The organism is Saprospira grandis (genome assembly GCF_027594745.1).
Taxonomy (GTDB): Bacteria; Bacteroidota; Bacteroidia; order Chitinophagales; family Saprospiraceae; genus Saprospira; species Saprospira grandis.
This window is the reverse complement of the sequence record NZ_CP110854.1, coordinates 1,224,938-1,240,503: the sequence shown is the minus strand read 5'-3', so window position 1 is coordinate 1,240,503 and position 15,566 is coordinate 1,224,938. Positions and strand designations below refer to the sequence as shown.

Sequence of the window (15,566 nt, the reverse complement as noted above, 5' to 3'; positions counted from 1 at the left end):
CCCAAAGGGCGGGGCAGCCCCAAAAAACACTAGTTATTTTTCTGAATGGGAAAGTTCTTATGGCGAAAGAGAATCCCTTGTTGGTAATTTTTGAAGCGTTCGTATTTTTCGCTTAAAGCGGCCACTCGTTCTGCATTGTGGTCGATAAAATAATAGTCATAATCCTGCTCGAGATCAAGCTGCATATTGTGTGGATTGAGCTGAATATTTTGATAGACCCCCGTTTCTAGATAGAACTCGAAAGTGGGGAAAAAGAGCCACCAAATGCCTAGGGTATGGGTTTCATTTTGGGGAATGCTCGCCTCCAATTCGCTCAAAATTTTTCTATCCTCTACATTGTAGTACCATTCGGTCATGGTATTGGGGCGGTAGTTGAGGCCAAAAAGGCTTAGGCCTAGAACGCTGGCGAAGACCAAAGCTGTATTTTTCCATTTTTTGGCCAAGGGAAAAGCCTGATAAAGGCTATACAGCAGGCTAATGAGCGAAAACTGCAGTAGGGGAAAATAAATTAGGGCGGTCCGTTGCATCAGAAACTTGACATCGAAAAGGAGATGGAGCAAAAGATGGCCGATGCAGCTAGCCAAAAGGCAGGATAAACCCAATTGAATGAAAAGAGTAGGGCCCTGACTTTTCTCTTTGACAAGCGAAAAAAGCAGGCGGGCAGCGGCAAAAACAAGCAGAAACCCAAAGCCCCAATGGATATATTTGGGCGAATGCAAAAAGGAAATATTGTGTGTATAGGATCGGGCCAAGCTGCCTATAGTATCTTGAAAAAAGCCATTATCTCCCCCAAAATAGAGCTGCTCAAACTCGATGAGGCGAATGATGGCAGGGGCAATGGCCAGCCCTAAAACGAGGGCCGCCAGACTAGCAATACCCAGAATTTGGCCCAAAAACCGCCAGTTTCGCTCTTTTTTGAGCGCCAGCAGCAGCGCGCTGCCCAGCAAGGCGATACAAAAAACCAGGCTACTAAAATTGGCCAAAACCGCCAGCAGACAAAGGCCGACCGCCCAGCTCCAACTTCGGATAGAAGAATTGGCGACCGCCTGCAGCGAAAAATAGATCGCAGGCATAAAAAAGCCCATAGACAAGCCATAGCCGCGAGCCACGGCAAAAAAATCAAACTGATAATTATTCATCAGCAGCAGGCTGAAGCCCAAAAGGACCAAAAGCTTATTTTTGGGCTCAAAAACCTGTTGCATCAGGCGCCCAGAGAAATAGAGAAAACTGAATCCCGCTAAAATATTGCTAAGGCGAACCACCAACTGATGATCGCCAAAGAGCTGCACCAAAAATTTAATCAATAAGGTGTTGAGTAGGTGGTTGTTGGCCGTGGGATTGGGGCCCGAATTGGTCCAGATATCATAAATAGACCATTTGGTATAGACCAAAAAAGTAGCGGCTTCATCATGAGTCATACTCATCTTGACCGCCTTGTAGAGCAGCAGAATACAAAAAAGAAATCCAAGACTATAAAGGGCTATTTTTTCTGCAGTAACTTTCATGATTAGGAGGGGAGGATGCGTGAAAATAATAGCGCAAAGCTAGCAAAAAAACTGGCGCAAACAAGCCTCTAGTTCTTCTCGCGCAATGGGCTTTTGCAAAAAGCCATTGATGCCCTGAATAGGGCTTTCCTCTTCTCCGCTAAGCGCAATAATGGGCGTTTTAATCTGTTGAGCTCGAATTTCTTGGCTGGCTGTTCGCCCATCTAAAACGGGCATTTGTAGATCCATAAAAATAAGATCTACCTCTTCTTGGGCCAAAAAGTCAAGGGCTTCCTGCCCATTTTGTACAATATGCAACCAAAGCCCCATTCGCTCCAAAATTTGTTGCATCAAACGCTGATTGATCTTATTATCCTCGGCCAAAAGTATCCTTTTATTGGTCCATGGCCAGCTAGGCCCCTCCTCCTTTTCCTCTTGGACCACCGACATTTGCTTGAGCAATAACTGCTTGATTCGGAGCGGGCGCAAAGGGGCAGAAAGTGCTGCTTGAAAGTTGCGGCTGAGCTTCCGATCTTCGCCTAATGCTAAAATCAAAAACTGGGGACAAGGCCAACTCAACACCTCTTCAGGATCTTGTAACTGGCTATCAAAAAAGACAAAATCAGGAGCGGGAATAATGTCTAGCTCCGCAGCCTGATGACTGGCATCGGGCTCCCAAAACTGAAAGTATTCCATCTCCCAACGCTGACAAATAGCCTTGAAAAAACGAGCGGCATCCTTGTTTTTGCTCAACAAAAAGAGCCGTTTGCCCTTAAATAAACTGGCCGACTTGGAGGCTGCTTTTTGTAAGGGCAAATGAAAGTAAAAACTAGCTCCTTGTCCAGCTGCACTATCTACACCAACACGGCCGCCCATCTGCTCGGCCAATTGCCGAACAATGGCTAGGCCCAAACCCGTGCCCGAGCTGCTATGCGCCTGCTGATTGGACAGTTGAGAAAACTCTTTAAATAAATCGCTTTGCTTGGCTTTGGGAATCCCCACACCCTGATCCGTTAAGCGAAATTCTACCCAAACTCGATCTTCTTCTTCCCGCAATTTGGATAGATAAATAGAGATGCAGCCCTGATGACTAAACTTAATGGCGTTGTCCAATAAATTTAATAGCATTTGCCGAATCTTTGTCGCATCTCCAATGAGCTGCTCTGGCAAATGGGCATCTGGAAAATAACGCAAGCTCAATCCCTTGGCTAAGGCCCTAGACACCGCAATATTCATGGCCTCCTCTACGGCCCGCTCCAACTCAAATTCTTGCTCCTGCAAATGCCAGCCTCCCGCCTCTAACTTAGAGTAATCCAAAATCTCATTGACAATCTGCAAAAGCTGCTCGCCGCTTTGTTTGAGGGTCTGCGCATATTCTTGTTGCTCTTCGCTTAGTGGACCGTCTAGCAGGAGCTGGGCCATGCCCAACATCCCATTCATGGGGGTCCGGATTTCATGGCTCATCTGGGCCAAAAACTGAGACTTGGCCTGGCTGGCATCTCTTAAGGCCATGTTTTTTTCTTCCAATTGTTCCTGACTCAGTTGATAGCGCTCCTTTAAGATGCCCATCAATACCCAAACCGAAAATAAAGCCACTCCCAAACTCGTAAAACTGGTAAAAGCTACCTCTGCAGCTGGCGGATGATAGTTGATGCTCTCTGGAAAATAAAGGTGCAAAACTAACAAAAAGGCAAAGTTGCTAAAGTTGAGCAGCATGGCCAACCATAACCACCCCTTGGCCGAAATCATCAAAGAAGCAAAAAAGGCCAACAATAACAATATGGGCAAGTCACTGTAAATGCCCCCCACCATCATCCAAAGCCCATCCAGTAAACTAAGCGAAATGAGAATATAGATAAAGGATAACCAAGGCGAAAAGGCCCTAAACTTTATCCATAAAAAGAGCCCCAAATAAGCCAAACCACCCAATAAAGCCCCAATAGGCGTCGCTTCCTGATAGTCATAGGAGAAGCTAAGGACCCAATACGCCAAACAGATGAGCATGGTCCAAAAGCTACCCAAACACAAAAGCGTTTCTTCTAGTCTCGCTTGGCGTTTGGTCTCCGGGAAAAAAAATAGGAAACGGGGAGCAGGCATAGTTAAGTTCTCGGTCGATAGCCCTAAGGCTACGGGGAATTGGAGATAAAAAAAGGATATCTGACTCCTAACAGTCAAAAAATCCTTGGGTTGACTTTTTCATCGAAAAGGGAATACCCCCCTTTTTTTGATGAATTGCTAAAACGTGTACAATTTAATAAAAAATTTAGGGAGGAAAAACTCTATTTAGAACAAGGGCGCCATTTCATAGAGCCAAGTTTTGTTTTCTTGATCTCTGCTCGCTAGAAGGTAGCTGCCTCCCGATTGCTTTATTTTTAGCTTTTTTCGTAGCTGTTCTACGCTCATTCCAAAGTTCTTACTGATGATTTGCGCTTTTTTTAAGCCTAGCTTTTTGGCCGCTTTACTAGGGTAGGGGATGGCCCGAATTAACCGAAATGCCCGGCCCGGAAAATCCAATATTTCTTTTTCACTACTATAAATATGGCTGTTGATGGCCAATTTGCTCAGCCCATAACGCTCGGCCAATAATTTAAAGGCTCCCGCCTTGAGTAGGCCCGTATGCGGCAAGTAGACATAACTGCCCAAGGCCCCATAACTGAGCTGAGCCCGCTCTTCTTCTGCTAGCTCAAACTGAAAAGAAAAGGCCCGCTTGGGGTAGATTTCTTCTATCTGTATCTGCGGAGAAATCACTGACTCCCGCCCAATTTCAAAGAGCAACTCTTTGCACTCATTGCGCCAAGCCAAAATGTAAATTTGCCGAACTTTGCCCCCCAATTGCTGCAAGGCCTGCTGTATGTCCAACATAGTCGCCGCCTTGACCCAAACCCTAGGCGCAAGCTCCAATAATCGAGGCAAGATCTCCAGTAATTGCGGCTGGCAATCATCTAAACGAAAGACTTTTTGGCCCTCCGATCTTCTGCTCGGATCAATATAAAAGCAATCAATCGTAGGCAAATTGGCCTGTTCCAGAAATTCTTCGGCCTTGCCCAAAAAAAACTCCGCCCGATCAAAGCCCAAAAGCGAAAAGTTGGCCCGCACAATTTCTTGCAGCTCCTCTTGCGGCTCCACATGATAAACTCGCTCAAATTTTTGGCCCAAATAATAACTATCTACCCCAAAACCTCCGGTCAAATCAACTAGAGTGCCCCCCGCCAAGTATTCGGCCTTTTTTTGGGCCGTCATCTGGCTAGAAGACTGCTGCATCGACAAGCGAGAAGGGAATATTAAGCCCGCTTTACCCGCCCAATCTGGCAACTTTTCCTTGGCCTTTTGCCGCCCATTGACCTGCGCCAAAATAAAACTGCGGTCTAGCTCTGGCCGCTTGGCCAATTGCAAGGCCAATTGCGCCAAATCTTCCGCCTGATGCTCCGCAATGAATGCCCAATCTTCTGTTCTTCCCATTTTAGTCTGCTGTTTTTTATGCTCTTGCTGTTGTTGTTTTGGGGCCTCCTGCAGCAAAGCTGCAGGCGCTACGCTTCAGGGCTCGCAGGTCTGCTCGGCCCTGCGGCCTGACGGCCTTGGTCTGCGGCTGCGCAGCCCCCTTTCGCATCGCTAGGCCTGCGGCCCTTCGGGCCTGTAGGACGAATTTTTGGAACAGCCCATCAAAGTCTTGATGCTACGTTTTCGCAAATTCCTAATAGCATCCTCCAAATGGAATATGCCGTTTTGCAGTTTCAGAATAGCGTCCTCCAAATGGAATATGCCGTTTTGCAGTTGCAGAATAGCATCCTCCAAATGGAATGTGTCGTTTTGCAGTTGCAGAATAGCGTCCTCCAAATGGAATATGCCGTTTTGCAGTTTCAGAATAGCATCCTCCAAATGGAATGTGTCGTTTTGCAGTTGCAGAATAGCGTCCTCCAAATGGAATGTGCCGTTTTGCAGTTGCAGAATAGCGTCCTCCAAATGGAATATGCCATTTTGCATCTGCAGAATAGCTTGCCGCAACTGTAATATGCCGTTTTGCAGTTGCAGAATAGCTTGCCGCAACTGTAATATGCCGTTTTGCAGTTGCAGAATAGCTTGCCGCAACTGTAATATGCCGTTTTGCAGTTGCAGAATAGCTTGCCGCAACTGTAATATGCCGTTTTGCATCTGCAGAATAGCTTAGCGCAACTGTAAGATGTCGTTTTGCAGTTGCAGAATAGCGTCTTCCAAATGGGCTTCAGCCCATCGGCCCAAAACAAGCCAGCCGCCAAAGAAGAAACTTAAGCTAGAAAAAGGCAGATGAGCGGCCTAGCGATGTGTAGCAGTGCGGCGCAGCCGCAGACCAAGGCCGTGAGGCCGCAGGGCCGAGCGAATAGCGAGCTGCGGAACGTAGCGCCCGCCGAAGGCGGGAGGCCCCAAAACAGCAGCGAGCTGCGGAACGACAACAAGGCCTTTAGGCCGCAGTTCGACGACTGAAGGGAGTAACCGCCCGCCGAAGGCGGGAGGCCCCAAAAAAAAAGGCTACTTTTCAGCAGCCTTTATCTTCTTGGGCTTTAACTAGCCATTATTTTTAGCGTGATCGGCCAAAAACTGTTGCAAGCCAATATCGGTAAGTGGATGTTTGAGCATGCCTTTCATGGCAGAAAGGGGGCAAGTGACCACATCGGCGCCAAGCTCAGCGCACTGCACAATATGCAAGGGATTGCGGATAGAGGCGGCCAAAACCTGAGTGCGGAAAGCAAAATTTTGGTAGATATGTACAATCTGCTCGATCAACTCCACGCCACTCCAGTTAATGTCGTCAATGCGGCCAATAAAGGGAGAAACATAGGTAGCGCCTGCTTTGGCGGCCAAAATAGCCTGTCCAGCAGAAAAGACGAGGGTACAGTTGGTCTTGATGCCTTTGTCGCTAAAATAGCGAAGGGCCTTCACGCCATCCTCAATCATCGGGACCTTCACGACGATATTGGGGTGTAGGGCGGCTAGGGCTTCGCCTTCTTTGATCATGCCCTCAAAATCGGTGGCAATCACTTCGGCACTTACGGGGCCATCTACAAGCTTGCAGATGTTTAGATAATGCTGGCGGACGGCCTCCTCGCCTTTGATGCCTTCTTTGGCCATGAGAGAGGGATTGGTGGTTACACCATCCAAAACGCCAAGATCGGCGGCTTCTTTAATTTGGGCCAGATTGGCCGTATCCACAAAAAATTTCATAGAAATAAAAAGCTTTGAAGAGGTCGAGCCTCTATGTTTGAAATGCGAATTGGCTGCAAGTTAAGCAAAAGCCAGCAAGCAAACAACTAGGCCTTTTTGATCTGTTGATTTAGCTGAAAAAGGGCCAGATAGGCCATAAGCCCAGCCCCCAAGGGGAGGGCCGTTTCTTCATCGGGAGAAAACTTGGGGTGGTGCAAACCCGGACCAATGCCCGTGCCCAAGCGATAGAAGCAGGCGGGCATCTGTTGGGCATAAAAGCCAAAATCTTCGGCCCCCATGCGTTGGGGAAGAAGGACCAAATTATCCTTGCCGACATAGTCACGGGCGGCCTGTATCAGGCTCTGCGTTAGATTTTCCTCATTGTGTAGGTAGGGGTAGCCCTTTCTGATTTCTAGCTCGGCACGGCCGCCCATGCTTTGGGCCATTTGCTGACAGAGCTGCTGCATTTTTTGATGCGCCTCGGCTCGCCATTCTTCATTGAAGGCTCTGAATGTGCCTTCAAGATCAATGCGTTCGGGCAATACATTGGTGGCCCCGCCAGCGGTATTCATCTTGCCAAAACTCAGGACCGAAGGCTGCAGCGGGTCTCTAAATCGGCTAATTAACTGCTGTAGGGCGACCACCAAATGCGAGGCAATCAGGACCACATCATTGCAATCTTGGGGGCGGGCGGCATGACCGCCTTGGCCATAAACAGAGAGATAAAGCTCATCGGCGGAGGCCATAAAGGGGCCTGGATGAAAGCCAACCTGTCCAGCGGGCAGGCCAGGCTCTACATGCTGGCCCAGAATCGGAAAATCTAGGCTTTGGTCCAGCCAACCCTCGGCCAAGACTTGGCTAGCGCCACCGGGTAGCAGCTCCTCGCCAGGTTGGAAAATCAGTTGAATGCGGCCCTCAAACTCTCCTCTAAGTTCATGTAGGATAAAAGCCGTAGCGAGTAGGGAAGTCGTATGTACATCATGGCCGCAGGCGTGCATACGGCCCTCATTCTTAGAGCTAAAAGGCAGGCCCGTCTGCTCTTGGATCGGGAGCGCATCTATATCGGCACGGAGCGTAATGCAGGCTGCAGCGGGATTTTTGCCTTCAATTTGGGCGAAAATCCCTGTTTTGACCATTCCTCTCTGGTAGCTAATGCCCCAGCGGTCTAGGCAAGAGGCGATATAATTAGCGGTTTCCCATTCTTCAAAAGAGAGTTCTGGATATTGGTGAAGATGTCGGCGAATGCTGATCCATTGCTCTAGTTGTTCTTGGGCCAGTTGTTTTATTTTATCTATCTTAATCATGTCAATTATTCTGAGTGAACTCAAAGATAAAAAATGAAAGAGATAGAATTTGAACTAAATGGCGAGGCCTACTCCCTACGCCTTTTTCGGCCCGAATATACAGCGGCCTTACAGCAGGCTGCCGATTATCCAGAAGTGGCCAAAGGCATGAGCGATCGTTTTGCTTCGCCATATACCTTAGCCACTGCAGAGGCCTTTGTGAATCATGTCGCCATCCCTTCGGATGGGGGCATCTTAGCCATCTTTGCCCAAGAGCAATTGATTGGGGGAATTGGTCTGCATGCACAGCAGGATGTTTGGCGCTACAATATGGAAATTGGCTATTGGTTAACGCCTGCCTTTTGGGGCCGAGGGCTGATGAAAAAGATCTTGCCCTTGTTCTTGGAGCGGGCTTGGGGCCGTTATCTAGACTTACATCGGGTGGTGGGGACCGTATTTAGCTTTAATCTAGGCTCGGTCAAGGTATTAGAAGCTGCGGGCTTCCGTTTAGAGGGCAAATCTCTAGAAGCGGTTTATAAGGCGGGCCAATTTTGGGATGAATACCATTATGCGCTCTTGAGAACCGAGGCCTAAACCCTCTTATTTAGCTCTCTTTCTTCATCTTGTAGTAGTTACTTTCGCTCATGTCTAAAATCTCCCAAACTGGTTGAGCGGGAAAGTTTTCCTCTACCCAACTAATAAGGGCCTTTTTATAGCGCTTCTCCAGAATTTTATAGGTCTTTTCTTCCGTCTCTGAGGCAATGAGCTCCAGATCAAAGAGCTCTTGAAAGGCTTGGGGCAACTTAGTTTGCTTAGGAAAATGCCCATGATAGGCCTTAAACTCCTTTTGGGCAAAGGCTAGGGGGCTGTCTACTCCCTCTAGTTGTTGGGCCTCTTGGGGTAAATCTAAAAAGGCCTTATAATAGATAGCTATCTTTTGCAAATCTCTAAAGTTGCCCCACAAAGGCTGCTTTTTGAGCCATTGGAAGAGCTCTGGAGATTTGGGACAGGGGTAGCTAGGCGCAAAGCGCAGTTGTGTCCAAACGGTTTCCCAGTCTTTTTCAATTTCATCTCGACTTTCCCGCAGTGGGGGCAGCTCAATCAGGAGCTGAGAGATACGATCAAAGAAGTCGGCCAATAAAAGCTCCCGCAGCTCTTCAATACTTTTGTTGCTAGCAAAAACAGCAGTAAACTGACTTTGCTGTTCTTGGCTGCTCCCCATGGGCCGAAAACGATAGTTGTTGTTCTCATCGGTTTGTAGGGCTTTCATGAGTTTGCCCTGTACCCGCTTACTCAAATGATGCACCTCATCAAAGAAGAGAATTCCGCCCCGAGCTTCTTCAAATAAGCCCTTTTTGGCTTGATCTGCCCCCGTATAGGCCCCCTTGCTATGCCCAAAAAACTCCGATTCGGCCTTGTTGTCATCATCAAAGGAGGCACAATTGATGGCTAAGACCTTGCGGTTTTCTCGCTCCAATCTCGAAATCATTCTGGATTTTCCCGTCCCTCTTTCGCCCAAAATCAATATGGCAAAACCTTGCTCTATATAGGTCTTCATCTTGAGGTCGGCCAACCGCCGCAGGGGCGATTGTAGGTTGTCATGCTCATATAAGTTGGCCGATAAACTAGAAATTAGACGGCTGGGAATCTCCTGAATTTGGAAGTTCTTAAAACGAGGATCTGCGCCTTTGGTCTTAACGTCATAGACCTTGATGAATCGACAGTTGGGGGGCAAGAGCCCCGCCTCGGCCAGAACAAACCAAGCGACCTGCGTTTCATTACTGCCCAAACTGACATTGATGATGTAGTTGGCCTCGGCCCCATGTCGGGCCAAAAGAGTTTTGAAAAAGCCTTGCAAAACGGTCAAAATGCTCTGCTCATCTCGTAAGTTTGGCAGCTCTTCTTGGCTAAAATGAACGGCCTCAAAACGAGCATGATAATAAGGCGCAGCAGGCGACTTTCGCCTAAACCATGCTAGCTGACTGTCAATGGGATAATGCTGCATGTCCCGCCAAATTTGCCCCTCAAAGTCTTCCAAACGATCGGGATAATGTTCCTTTACATAAGTCATCTCATCCACCCAAGAGGAAAGGTTCTGCGCAATCACCTCTCTCCAAACCTCCTGCATTTGCGTCTCCTCCACCGCTTTGTCTACCTCATACATGTTCTTTCGATAGCTCAATCGCCGCAGAGATAAACGGTCCAAAACAGCCTGCTCGGCACATAAATAATAGACCTTGTCAAATAAAAATCCAGGCTGCCGATTTGCCGAAAAGGCCTCGCTCAATTCCAACTGACAAAGCCCCTCTTTATACAAGGGCTTTTCCGATAATTGCAACTCCCCCCGCCAAAAAGCCGCCAACTGATGCTGCAAAAATGCAGTGCCATGGGTAGTATAATGCCAACTGATGTAAATGTTTTCTTTTGCCATAGTTTTGGGGGTTAGATGAGGGGGGGTGGGGCCTCCCGCAGCAAGCTGCGGGCGCTATGCTTTGGGGCTCGCAGGTCTGCTCTGCCCTGCGGCGGCTTTGCCGCCTAGGTCTGGCCCTTTGGGCCACCCCGCCGCAGCGCTAGGCCATTTGGCCTTCGGCCAAGGCGGCTTCGCCGCCTAAGTATTGCCTTAAAGTTCTCCTAAAACTGTAAAAAAATACATAGATTCCAAAATTTTACAGCAGCTTTAAATTAGCTTGTTTTTGTAAGTTGTTGGTTATTAGTTGGTTAGTTTATTTTTGCTTTTTGGCACATCCTTTTGATGATTTGAAATAAGTGGAGCACAAAAGGAGCACAAAGACAAAACTCTCCTTTTGAGCTAGTTCCCAACAGCCTTCCCTAAACCATAAATTGAAAAAATGCACATTCTAAAAATTATTCATGGCTATCCGCCGGGCTACAGTGCAGGCTCCGAAGTCTATAGCCAGAGCCTCTGCCAAGAACTGCATCGGCAGGGGCATCGGCTCACAATTTTCAGCCGAGAGGAGGAACCTTATCGGCCAGATTTTGAGCTGCGTTCTTTTAAAGATGAGCAGGGCTTACAGTTTCATTTGGTCAATATGCCCAGAGACAAAGACGGTTATTGGCAGCCGCAGGTCGACCAAAAGCTGGCGGCTATTTTGGCCCAAGACCGTCCAGATGTAGCTCATATTGGCCATCTTAATCATCTGTCTTTGGGCTTGGTCCAAGCGCTGAAAAAGGCGGGGGTGCCTATTCTCTTTACCTTGCACGACTTCTGGCTGATGTGTCCCCGAGGCCAGTTTTTACAGCGCAACTTTGATGGACAAAACTGCTATCAGCTCTGTACGGGCCAAGAGGACCAAAAATGTGCGGCCTCTTGCTACAAAATGCTCTTTTCTGGCCATCCAGAAGAAGAAGCCGAAGACCTAGCCTATTGGAGCCGATGGATAGGCCGACGTATGCAGAAAACAAGAGAAATTATTGGGCTAGTCGATCATTTTATTGCGCCCTCGCGCTATCTGATGAATCGCTTTATCAAGGACTTTAATTTGCCTGCCGAAAAAGTAAGTTATTTAGATTATGGCTTTCCGACGCATTATTTAAGTCCGCCCAAAACAGCTCGAAAAGCTGGACCTTTTCGCTTTGGGTATATCGGTACGCATATTCCCGCCAAGGGGGTCAACCTATTAATAGAAGCATTTAAGGGTTTAGCCCAAGCGGTAGAGCTAAAGATTTGGGGCTGGAAAGACAGCCAAAGCCAAAAGGCTTTAAGTGCCATGAGCGCAGCGCAAAGTCAGCGGATTTCATTTTGTGGGGGCTATGCCAATGAAGATTTGGTCCAAGAGGTTTTTGCTCAGGTAGATGCCATTGTGGTCCCTTCTATCTGGGGCGAAAACTCTCCTTTGGTGATTCATGAGGCGCAGGCGGCTCGTTTGCCTGTCATCACGGCAGATTATGGCGGCATGGCAGAATATGTAGCGCATGGGGTCAATGGCCTGCTCTTCAAGCACCGAGATGGTCAATCATTACAAGAACAAATGGCCTGGGCCATCCAACATCCCGAAGAAATGAAGCAATTGGGCCAAAGAGGCTATCTCTATGATGCAGCCGGAGAGGTCCCTGATATAAAAACACATACAGCAACCATTTTAGAACAGTATAAAGCTATTTTGCATGTCCAAGCCTAAAGACTTTTGGCGAATTACCATAGACACCAACCCTGAAGATTGCAACTTGCATTGTATTATGTGCGAGGAGCATAGTCCTTATAGTACATTTATCGCAGACCTCTATAAAAACACGGGCGTCAAGCGTCGCCGTATGCCTTTTGAGTGGGTGGTCCAGATTTTTGAGCAGGCCCAAGCCTTGGGCGTCAAAGAGATTATCCCCTCTACCATGGGGGAGCCTTTGTTGTATAAAGGCTTTGAGCAAATCTTTGATTTGAGTGAGCAGTATGGGATTAAAATCAATCTCACCACCAATGGGACCTTTCCTAAAAAGCCCGTAGAGGTTTGGGCCAAACTGATTGTACCGCAAACCACAGACATTAAAATCTCTTGGAATGCGGCCAGCGCCAAAACGGCTGAGGAAGTCATGCCTGGAATTAACTTCGAGCAGTGTGTAGATCATGTCCGTCGCTTTGTGGCTGTACGAGACCAGCATTTTGCAGAAACGGGCTATTATTGCCGAGTAAGTTTCCAACTCACCTTTATGCAAAACAATATGCATGAACTAGCCGATATCATCAAGCTAGCGGCTAGTCTTGGCGTAGATCGAGTAAAAGGGCATCAGTTATGGGATCATTTTGATGAAATCAAGGACTTGTCTTTCCGTAAGGATGCGGAGAGCATGGCCCAATGGAACCAATATGTAGAAGAGGCCTATGCGGCTAGAGACCAATACTTACTGCCCAATGGGAAACCCGTTTTACTAGAAAATATTGTCCCCCTAACTGCAGGCGCAGCAGAGGCGGTCCCAGAAGACTACGACTGCCCTTTCCTAAATAAGGAACTTTGGGTTTCGGCCACAGGGAAAATATCGCCCTGCTGCGCCCCCGATGAGCAGCGGCAAGCCTTAGGCGATTTTGGTAATATTCAGAACCGCAGCCTTGTGGAGGTCCTACAAAGCAAAGCCTACGTAGAATTGGTGGAAAACTATAAGAAAAAGCCCCTTTGCCAAGGCTGTACGATGCGGAAGTAGGCTGTTTTAGCTCTCTAGCTCAGCCGCAGGCCTTTTTTGGCCTAGCGATGTGCAGCAGTGCGGCGCAGCCGCAGACCAAGGCCGTCAGGCCGCAGGGCCGAGCGAACAGCGAGCTGCGGAACGTAGCGCCGACGAGCGAAGCGAGGCGGAGGCCCCAAAAATAGCAGCGAGCTGTGGAACGACAACAAGAACTTTAGTTCGCAGTTCGACGACCGAAGGGAGTAACCGCCGACGAGCGTAGCGAGGCGGAGGCCCAAAAATCAAATCATATAGAACAGAAAAAAATGAGTATTAGTCAGGAGTTGAAGAATAGTTTTACCAGTTATTGGCATTATTTGCCCTTGCGGACCGCCTGTCAGCTGGGGGTATTTGATGCGCTTTGGGAGGGGCCGCTTAGTTTGGCTGAGTTGGCGGAAAAGCTAGGTGCCAAGCGGGCAAGTTTGCAGTTATTATTGGCGGCCTTGGAGCAATTGGAGGCCTTGAAGACCGAAAATGGGCAGTATATTTTGGCCGAAAAAGGGGCGCAACTGGCGGAGGAACATCTCCAATCTTTGAAGTATGCTTGTTTGCTTTGGGGCGAGGAGCATTTGCGGGCTTGGCAGCATTTGGCGCAGAGTATTCGCAGCGATGAGGCCGTTTTTGAGCAGCTATATGGACAGCCTTTTTTTGATTATTTGGATGAGCAGCCCGAGAGCAATCGGATTTATCATTTGGCGATGAACGAATATGCGCGGGATGATTATGCGCAGTTGGGCGAGCAGTTGGATTTGTCGGAAGCCAAAGCCGTGATGGATTTGGGGGGCGGCTTGGGGGCTTTGCTCAAGGCCTTGGCGAGGGTTCATCCTCTGCCTAAATATTATTTATTAGACAAGCCCAAAGTATTGGCTTTATTGCCAGAGGGAGAGCTGCCTTTTCGGCCTATTTCTGCTGATTTTTTTGCGCCCATTCCCCAAGTCGCCGAGCATATTTTTCTGGCCAGAGTGCTACATGATTGGCCCGATGAAGCTGCCTTAAAAATATTGGAAAACGTTTATGCGTCCTTGCCAAAAGGAGGGCGCTTATACATCTTAGAAATCCTAAAAGAGCAGCTAGCCGATGGGGCCGAGCTGCTTAGTTTGAATATGTTGGCCATTTGCAAGAGCCAAGAACGGACCTTAGCGGCCTATCGGAAATTGGCAGAGCAAACAGGCTTTGCTTATCTAGAAAAGCGTTCGATCAATGATTTACAGACCCTATTGATATTTGAGAAAAGATGAATTGGAAAAACATAAAAGTCAATGCTGCAGGCAATGGATTTTGCTTGGAAGGGCAAGCTATTTTTGGCCCTTATAAGTCGGTATTAAAGTTTCATGCGCCGGGTTTGGCGCCTGTAGAAGACGAAACGGGCAGCTATCATATCAACAGCGAGGGCATGGCCCTTTATCGGCAGCGATATTTGCGGACCTTTGGTTATTATTGTAATCGGGCGGCGGTATCTTCGGAGCAGGGGCAATTCCATATAGACACAAAAGGAAATGCCATTTATGGAGAGCGTTATGACTGGTGTGGCAACTATCAGCAAGACATTTGCACGGTCCGAAAAGGCGGGGATTACTTCCATATTGACTGGCAGGGACATCCGCTTTATGAGGAGCGTTATCGCTATGCGGGAGACTTTAGAGATGGCTATGCCTGTGTTCGTCAGGCCGATGGCTATTGTTTGCATATTGATTCTCAGGGCAAGGCCTTGCATCCTTATCGCTATCTAGAGCTAGATGTTTTTCACAAAGGATTTGCTCGGGCCAAAGATGAGGCGGGTTGGTTGCATATCGATTTGGCGGGGCGGCCCATATATAATCGTCGATTTTTGCAGCTAGAGCCCTTTTACAATGGCTTTGCATTGGTGCAGAACCAAGGGGGGGAACATGAAATTATTAACGAAAAAGGAGACTGTCAACATAAAATATGAAGCTTTATTTAGTGCGTCATGCCCAGCCTGCCCCCAAAGAATATCGGGGTTTTCCGGGTCCAGCCTTGGGCGAAAAGGGAAAAGAGCAAGCCTTAGCCATTGCCCAGTATTTGGCAAAGAAAGATATTCAGGCCGTATATTGTAGCGATTATTTGCGGGTAGGGCAGACCTATGCGCCCTATGCTCAGCTTGCTCCAGCTTTGCAGCCGAAGATAGTGCAGGCATTAAGAGAAAGAGAGAAAGAAATAGAGCCGCATGAGTCACTAGAACAAAGAGTGCAGGATTGGTATCGGGGAGAGGAGGAGCAGTTATGGGCTCGGCCCACGGCCATCTTTAGCCATTGTGGGCCCATCAATATGATTTTGGAGTATTTGGACCCCAAGAAAGAGCAGCTCGACTACCCCTATACTTGTCCCTATGGTTGCCATACGCCTTTGGGCAGTATTTGGGAGCTAGAAATTGGAGAGGCTGGGGGAGTAGATGGGGCGCTTTGGTGGAATTGGGAGTAGGGCTGGGGCTGTTTAG

At 48.2% G+C, this 15,566-nt stretch carries 13 protein-coding genes; 7 read left to right on the top strand and 6 right to left on the bottom strand.

The window, feature by feature from the left end; genetic code table 11:
* Positions 1-29: 29 nt before the first annotated feature.
* From OP864_RS04825 to OP864_RS04815, 3 genes are all read right to left on the bottom strand, one after another.
* On the bottom strand, positions 30-1,505 hold the full coding sequence (locus tag OP864_RS04825; RefSeq protein ID WP_270100160.1) for a hypothetical protein: 1,476 nt from the start codon (positions 1,503-1,505) through the stop codon (positions 30-32).
* Between the two features lie 39 nt (positions 1,506-1,544).
* Entirely contained in the window at positions 1,545-3,581 is a 2,037-nt protein-coding gene (locus OP864_RS04820; RefSeq protein WP_270100159.1) for an ATP-binding protein, read from the bottom strand.
* Positions 3,582-3,767: 186 nt separating this feature from the next.
* Entirely contained in the window at positions 3,768-4,943 is a 1,176-nt protein-coding gene (locus OP864_RS04815) for a THUMP-like domain-containing protein (protein ID WP_270100158.1), read from the bottom strand.
* A gap of 249 nt (positions 4,944-5,192) precedes the next feature.
* Here OP864_RS04815 and OP864_RS04810 point away from each other — a divergent pair, with 249 nt between their 5' ends.
* Positions 5,193-5,492, top strand: a complete 300-nt coding sequence (locus OP864_RS04810) for a hypothetical protein (RefSeq protein WP_270100157.1) — start codon at positions 5,193-5,195, stop codon at positions 5,490-5,492.
* A 531-nt stretch (positions 5,493-6,023) separates the two neighbouring features.
* On the opposite strand, the gene fsa is transcribed toward OP864_RS04810, so the two are convergent.
* Together fsa and OP864_RS04800 are read right to left on the bottom strand one after the other, a co-directional pair.
* On the bottom strand, positions 6,024-6,680 hold the full coding sequence (gene fsa / locus OP864_RS04805) for a fructose-6-phosphate aldolase (protein WP_270100156.1): 657 nt from the start codon (positions 6,678-6,680) through the stop codon (positions 6,024-6,026).
* 86 nt (positions 6,681-6,766) lie between these two features.
* Complete coding sequence (locus tag OP864_RS04800) at positions 6,767-7,963, bottom strand: M20 metallopeptidase family protein (RefSeq protein WP_270100155.1); 1,197 nt, start codon at positions 7,961-7,963, stop codon at positions 6,767-6,769.
* A gap of 33 nt (positions 7,964-7,996) precedes the next feature.
* Between OP864_RS04800 and OP864_RS04795 the strand changes: the two genes are divergently transcribed.
* Positions 7,997-8,536: a GNAT family N-acetyltransferase gene (locus OP864_RS04795; protein WP_270100154.1), complete on the top strand. Its 540-nt coding sequence runs from the start codon at positions 7,997-7,999 to the stop codon at positions 8,534-8,536.
* Positions 8,537-8,546: 10 nt separating this feature from the next.
* Here the strand turns inward: OP864_RS04795 and OP864_RS04790 are convergent, their stop codons facing one another.
* Complete coding sequence (locus OP864_RS04790) at positions 8,547-10,373, bottom strand: sigma 54-interacting transcriptional regulator (RefSeq protein WP_270100153.1); 1,827 nt, start codon at positions 10,371-10,373, stop codon at positions 8,547-8,549.
* Between the two features lie 418 nt (positions 10,374-10,791).
* Between OP864_RS04790 and OP864_RS04785 the strand changes: the two genes are divergently transcribed.
* The 5 genes from OP864_RS04785 (at position 10,792) to OP864_RS04765 (ending at position 15,550) form a co-directional block, all read left to right on the top strand.
* Positions 10,792-12,081 (top strand): glycosyltransferase, encoded by a 1,290-nt coding sequence (locus tag OP864_RS04785; protein WP_270100152.1) that lies wholly within the window; start codon positions 10,792-10,794, stop codon positions 12,079-12,081.
* A complete protein-coding gene (locus OP864_RS04780) occupies positions 12,068-13,093 on the top strand; it encodes a radical SAM/SPASM domain-containing protein (RefSeq protein WP_270100151.1) in 1,026 nt (341 codons plus the stop codon). Before OP864_RS04785 ends, OP864_RS04780 begins: the two co-directional genes overlap by 14 nt.
* 284 nt (positions 13,094-13,377) lie before the next feature.
* Positions 13,378-14,349, top strand: coding sequence for a methyltransferase (locus OP864_RS04775; protein WP_270100150.1), 972 nt, complete (start codon positions 13,378-13,380; stop codon positions 14,347-14,349).
* The gene (locus OP864_RS04770; RefSeq protein ID WP_270100149.1) at positions 14,346-15,041 is read left to right on the top strand and encodes a WG repeat-containing protein; all 696 of its coding nucleotides are present in this window, start codon (positions 14,346-14,348) and stop codon (positions 15,039-15,041) included. The genes OP864_RS04775 and OP864_RS04770 overlap by 4 nt, the downstream gene beginning before the upstream one ends.
* Complete coding sequence (locus OP864_RS04765; RefSeq protein WP_270100147.1) at positions 15,038-15,550, top strand: phosphoglycerate mutase family protein; 513 nt, start codon at positions 15,038-15,040, stop codon at positions 15,548-15,550. The genes OP864_RS04770 and OP864_RS04765 overlap by 4 nt, the downstream gene beginning before the upstream one ends.
* Positions 15,551-15,566 lie beyond the last annotated feature (16 nt).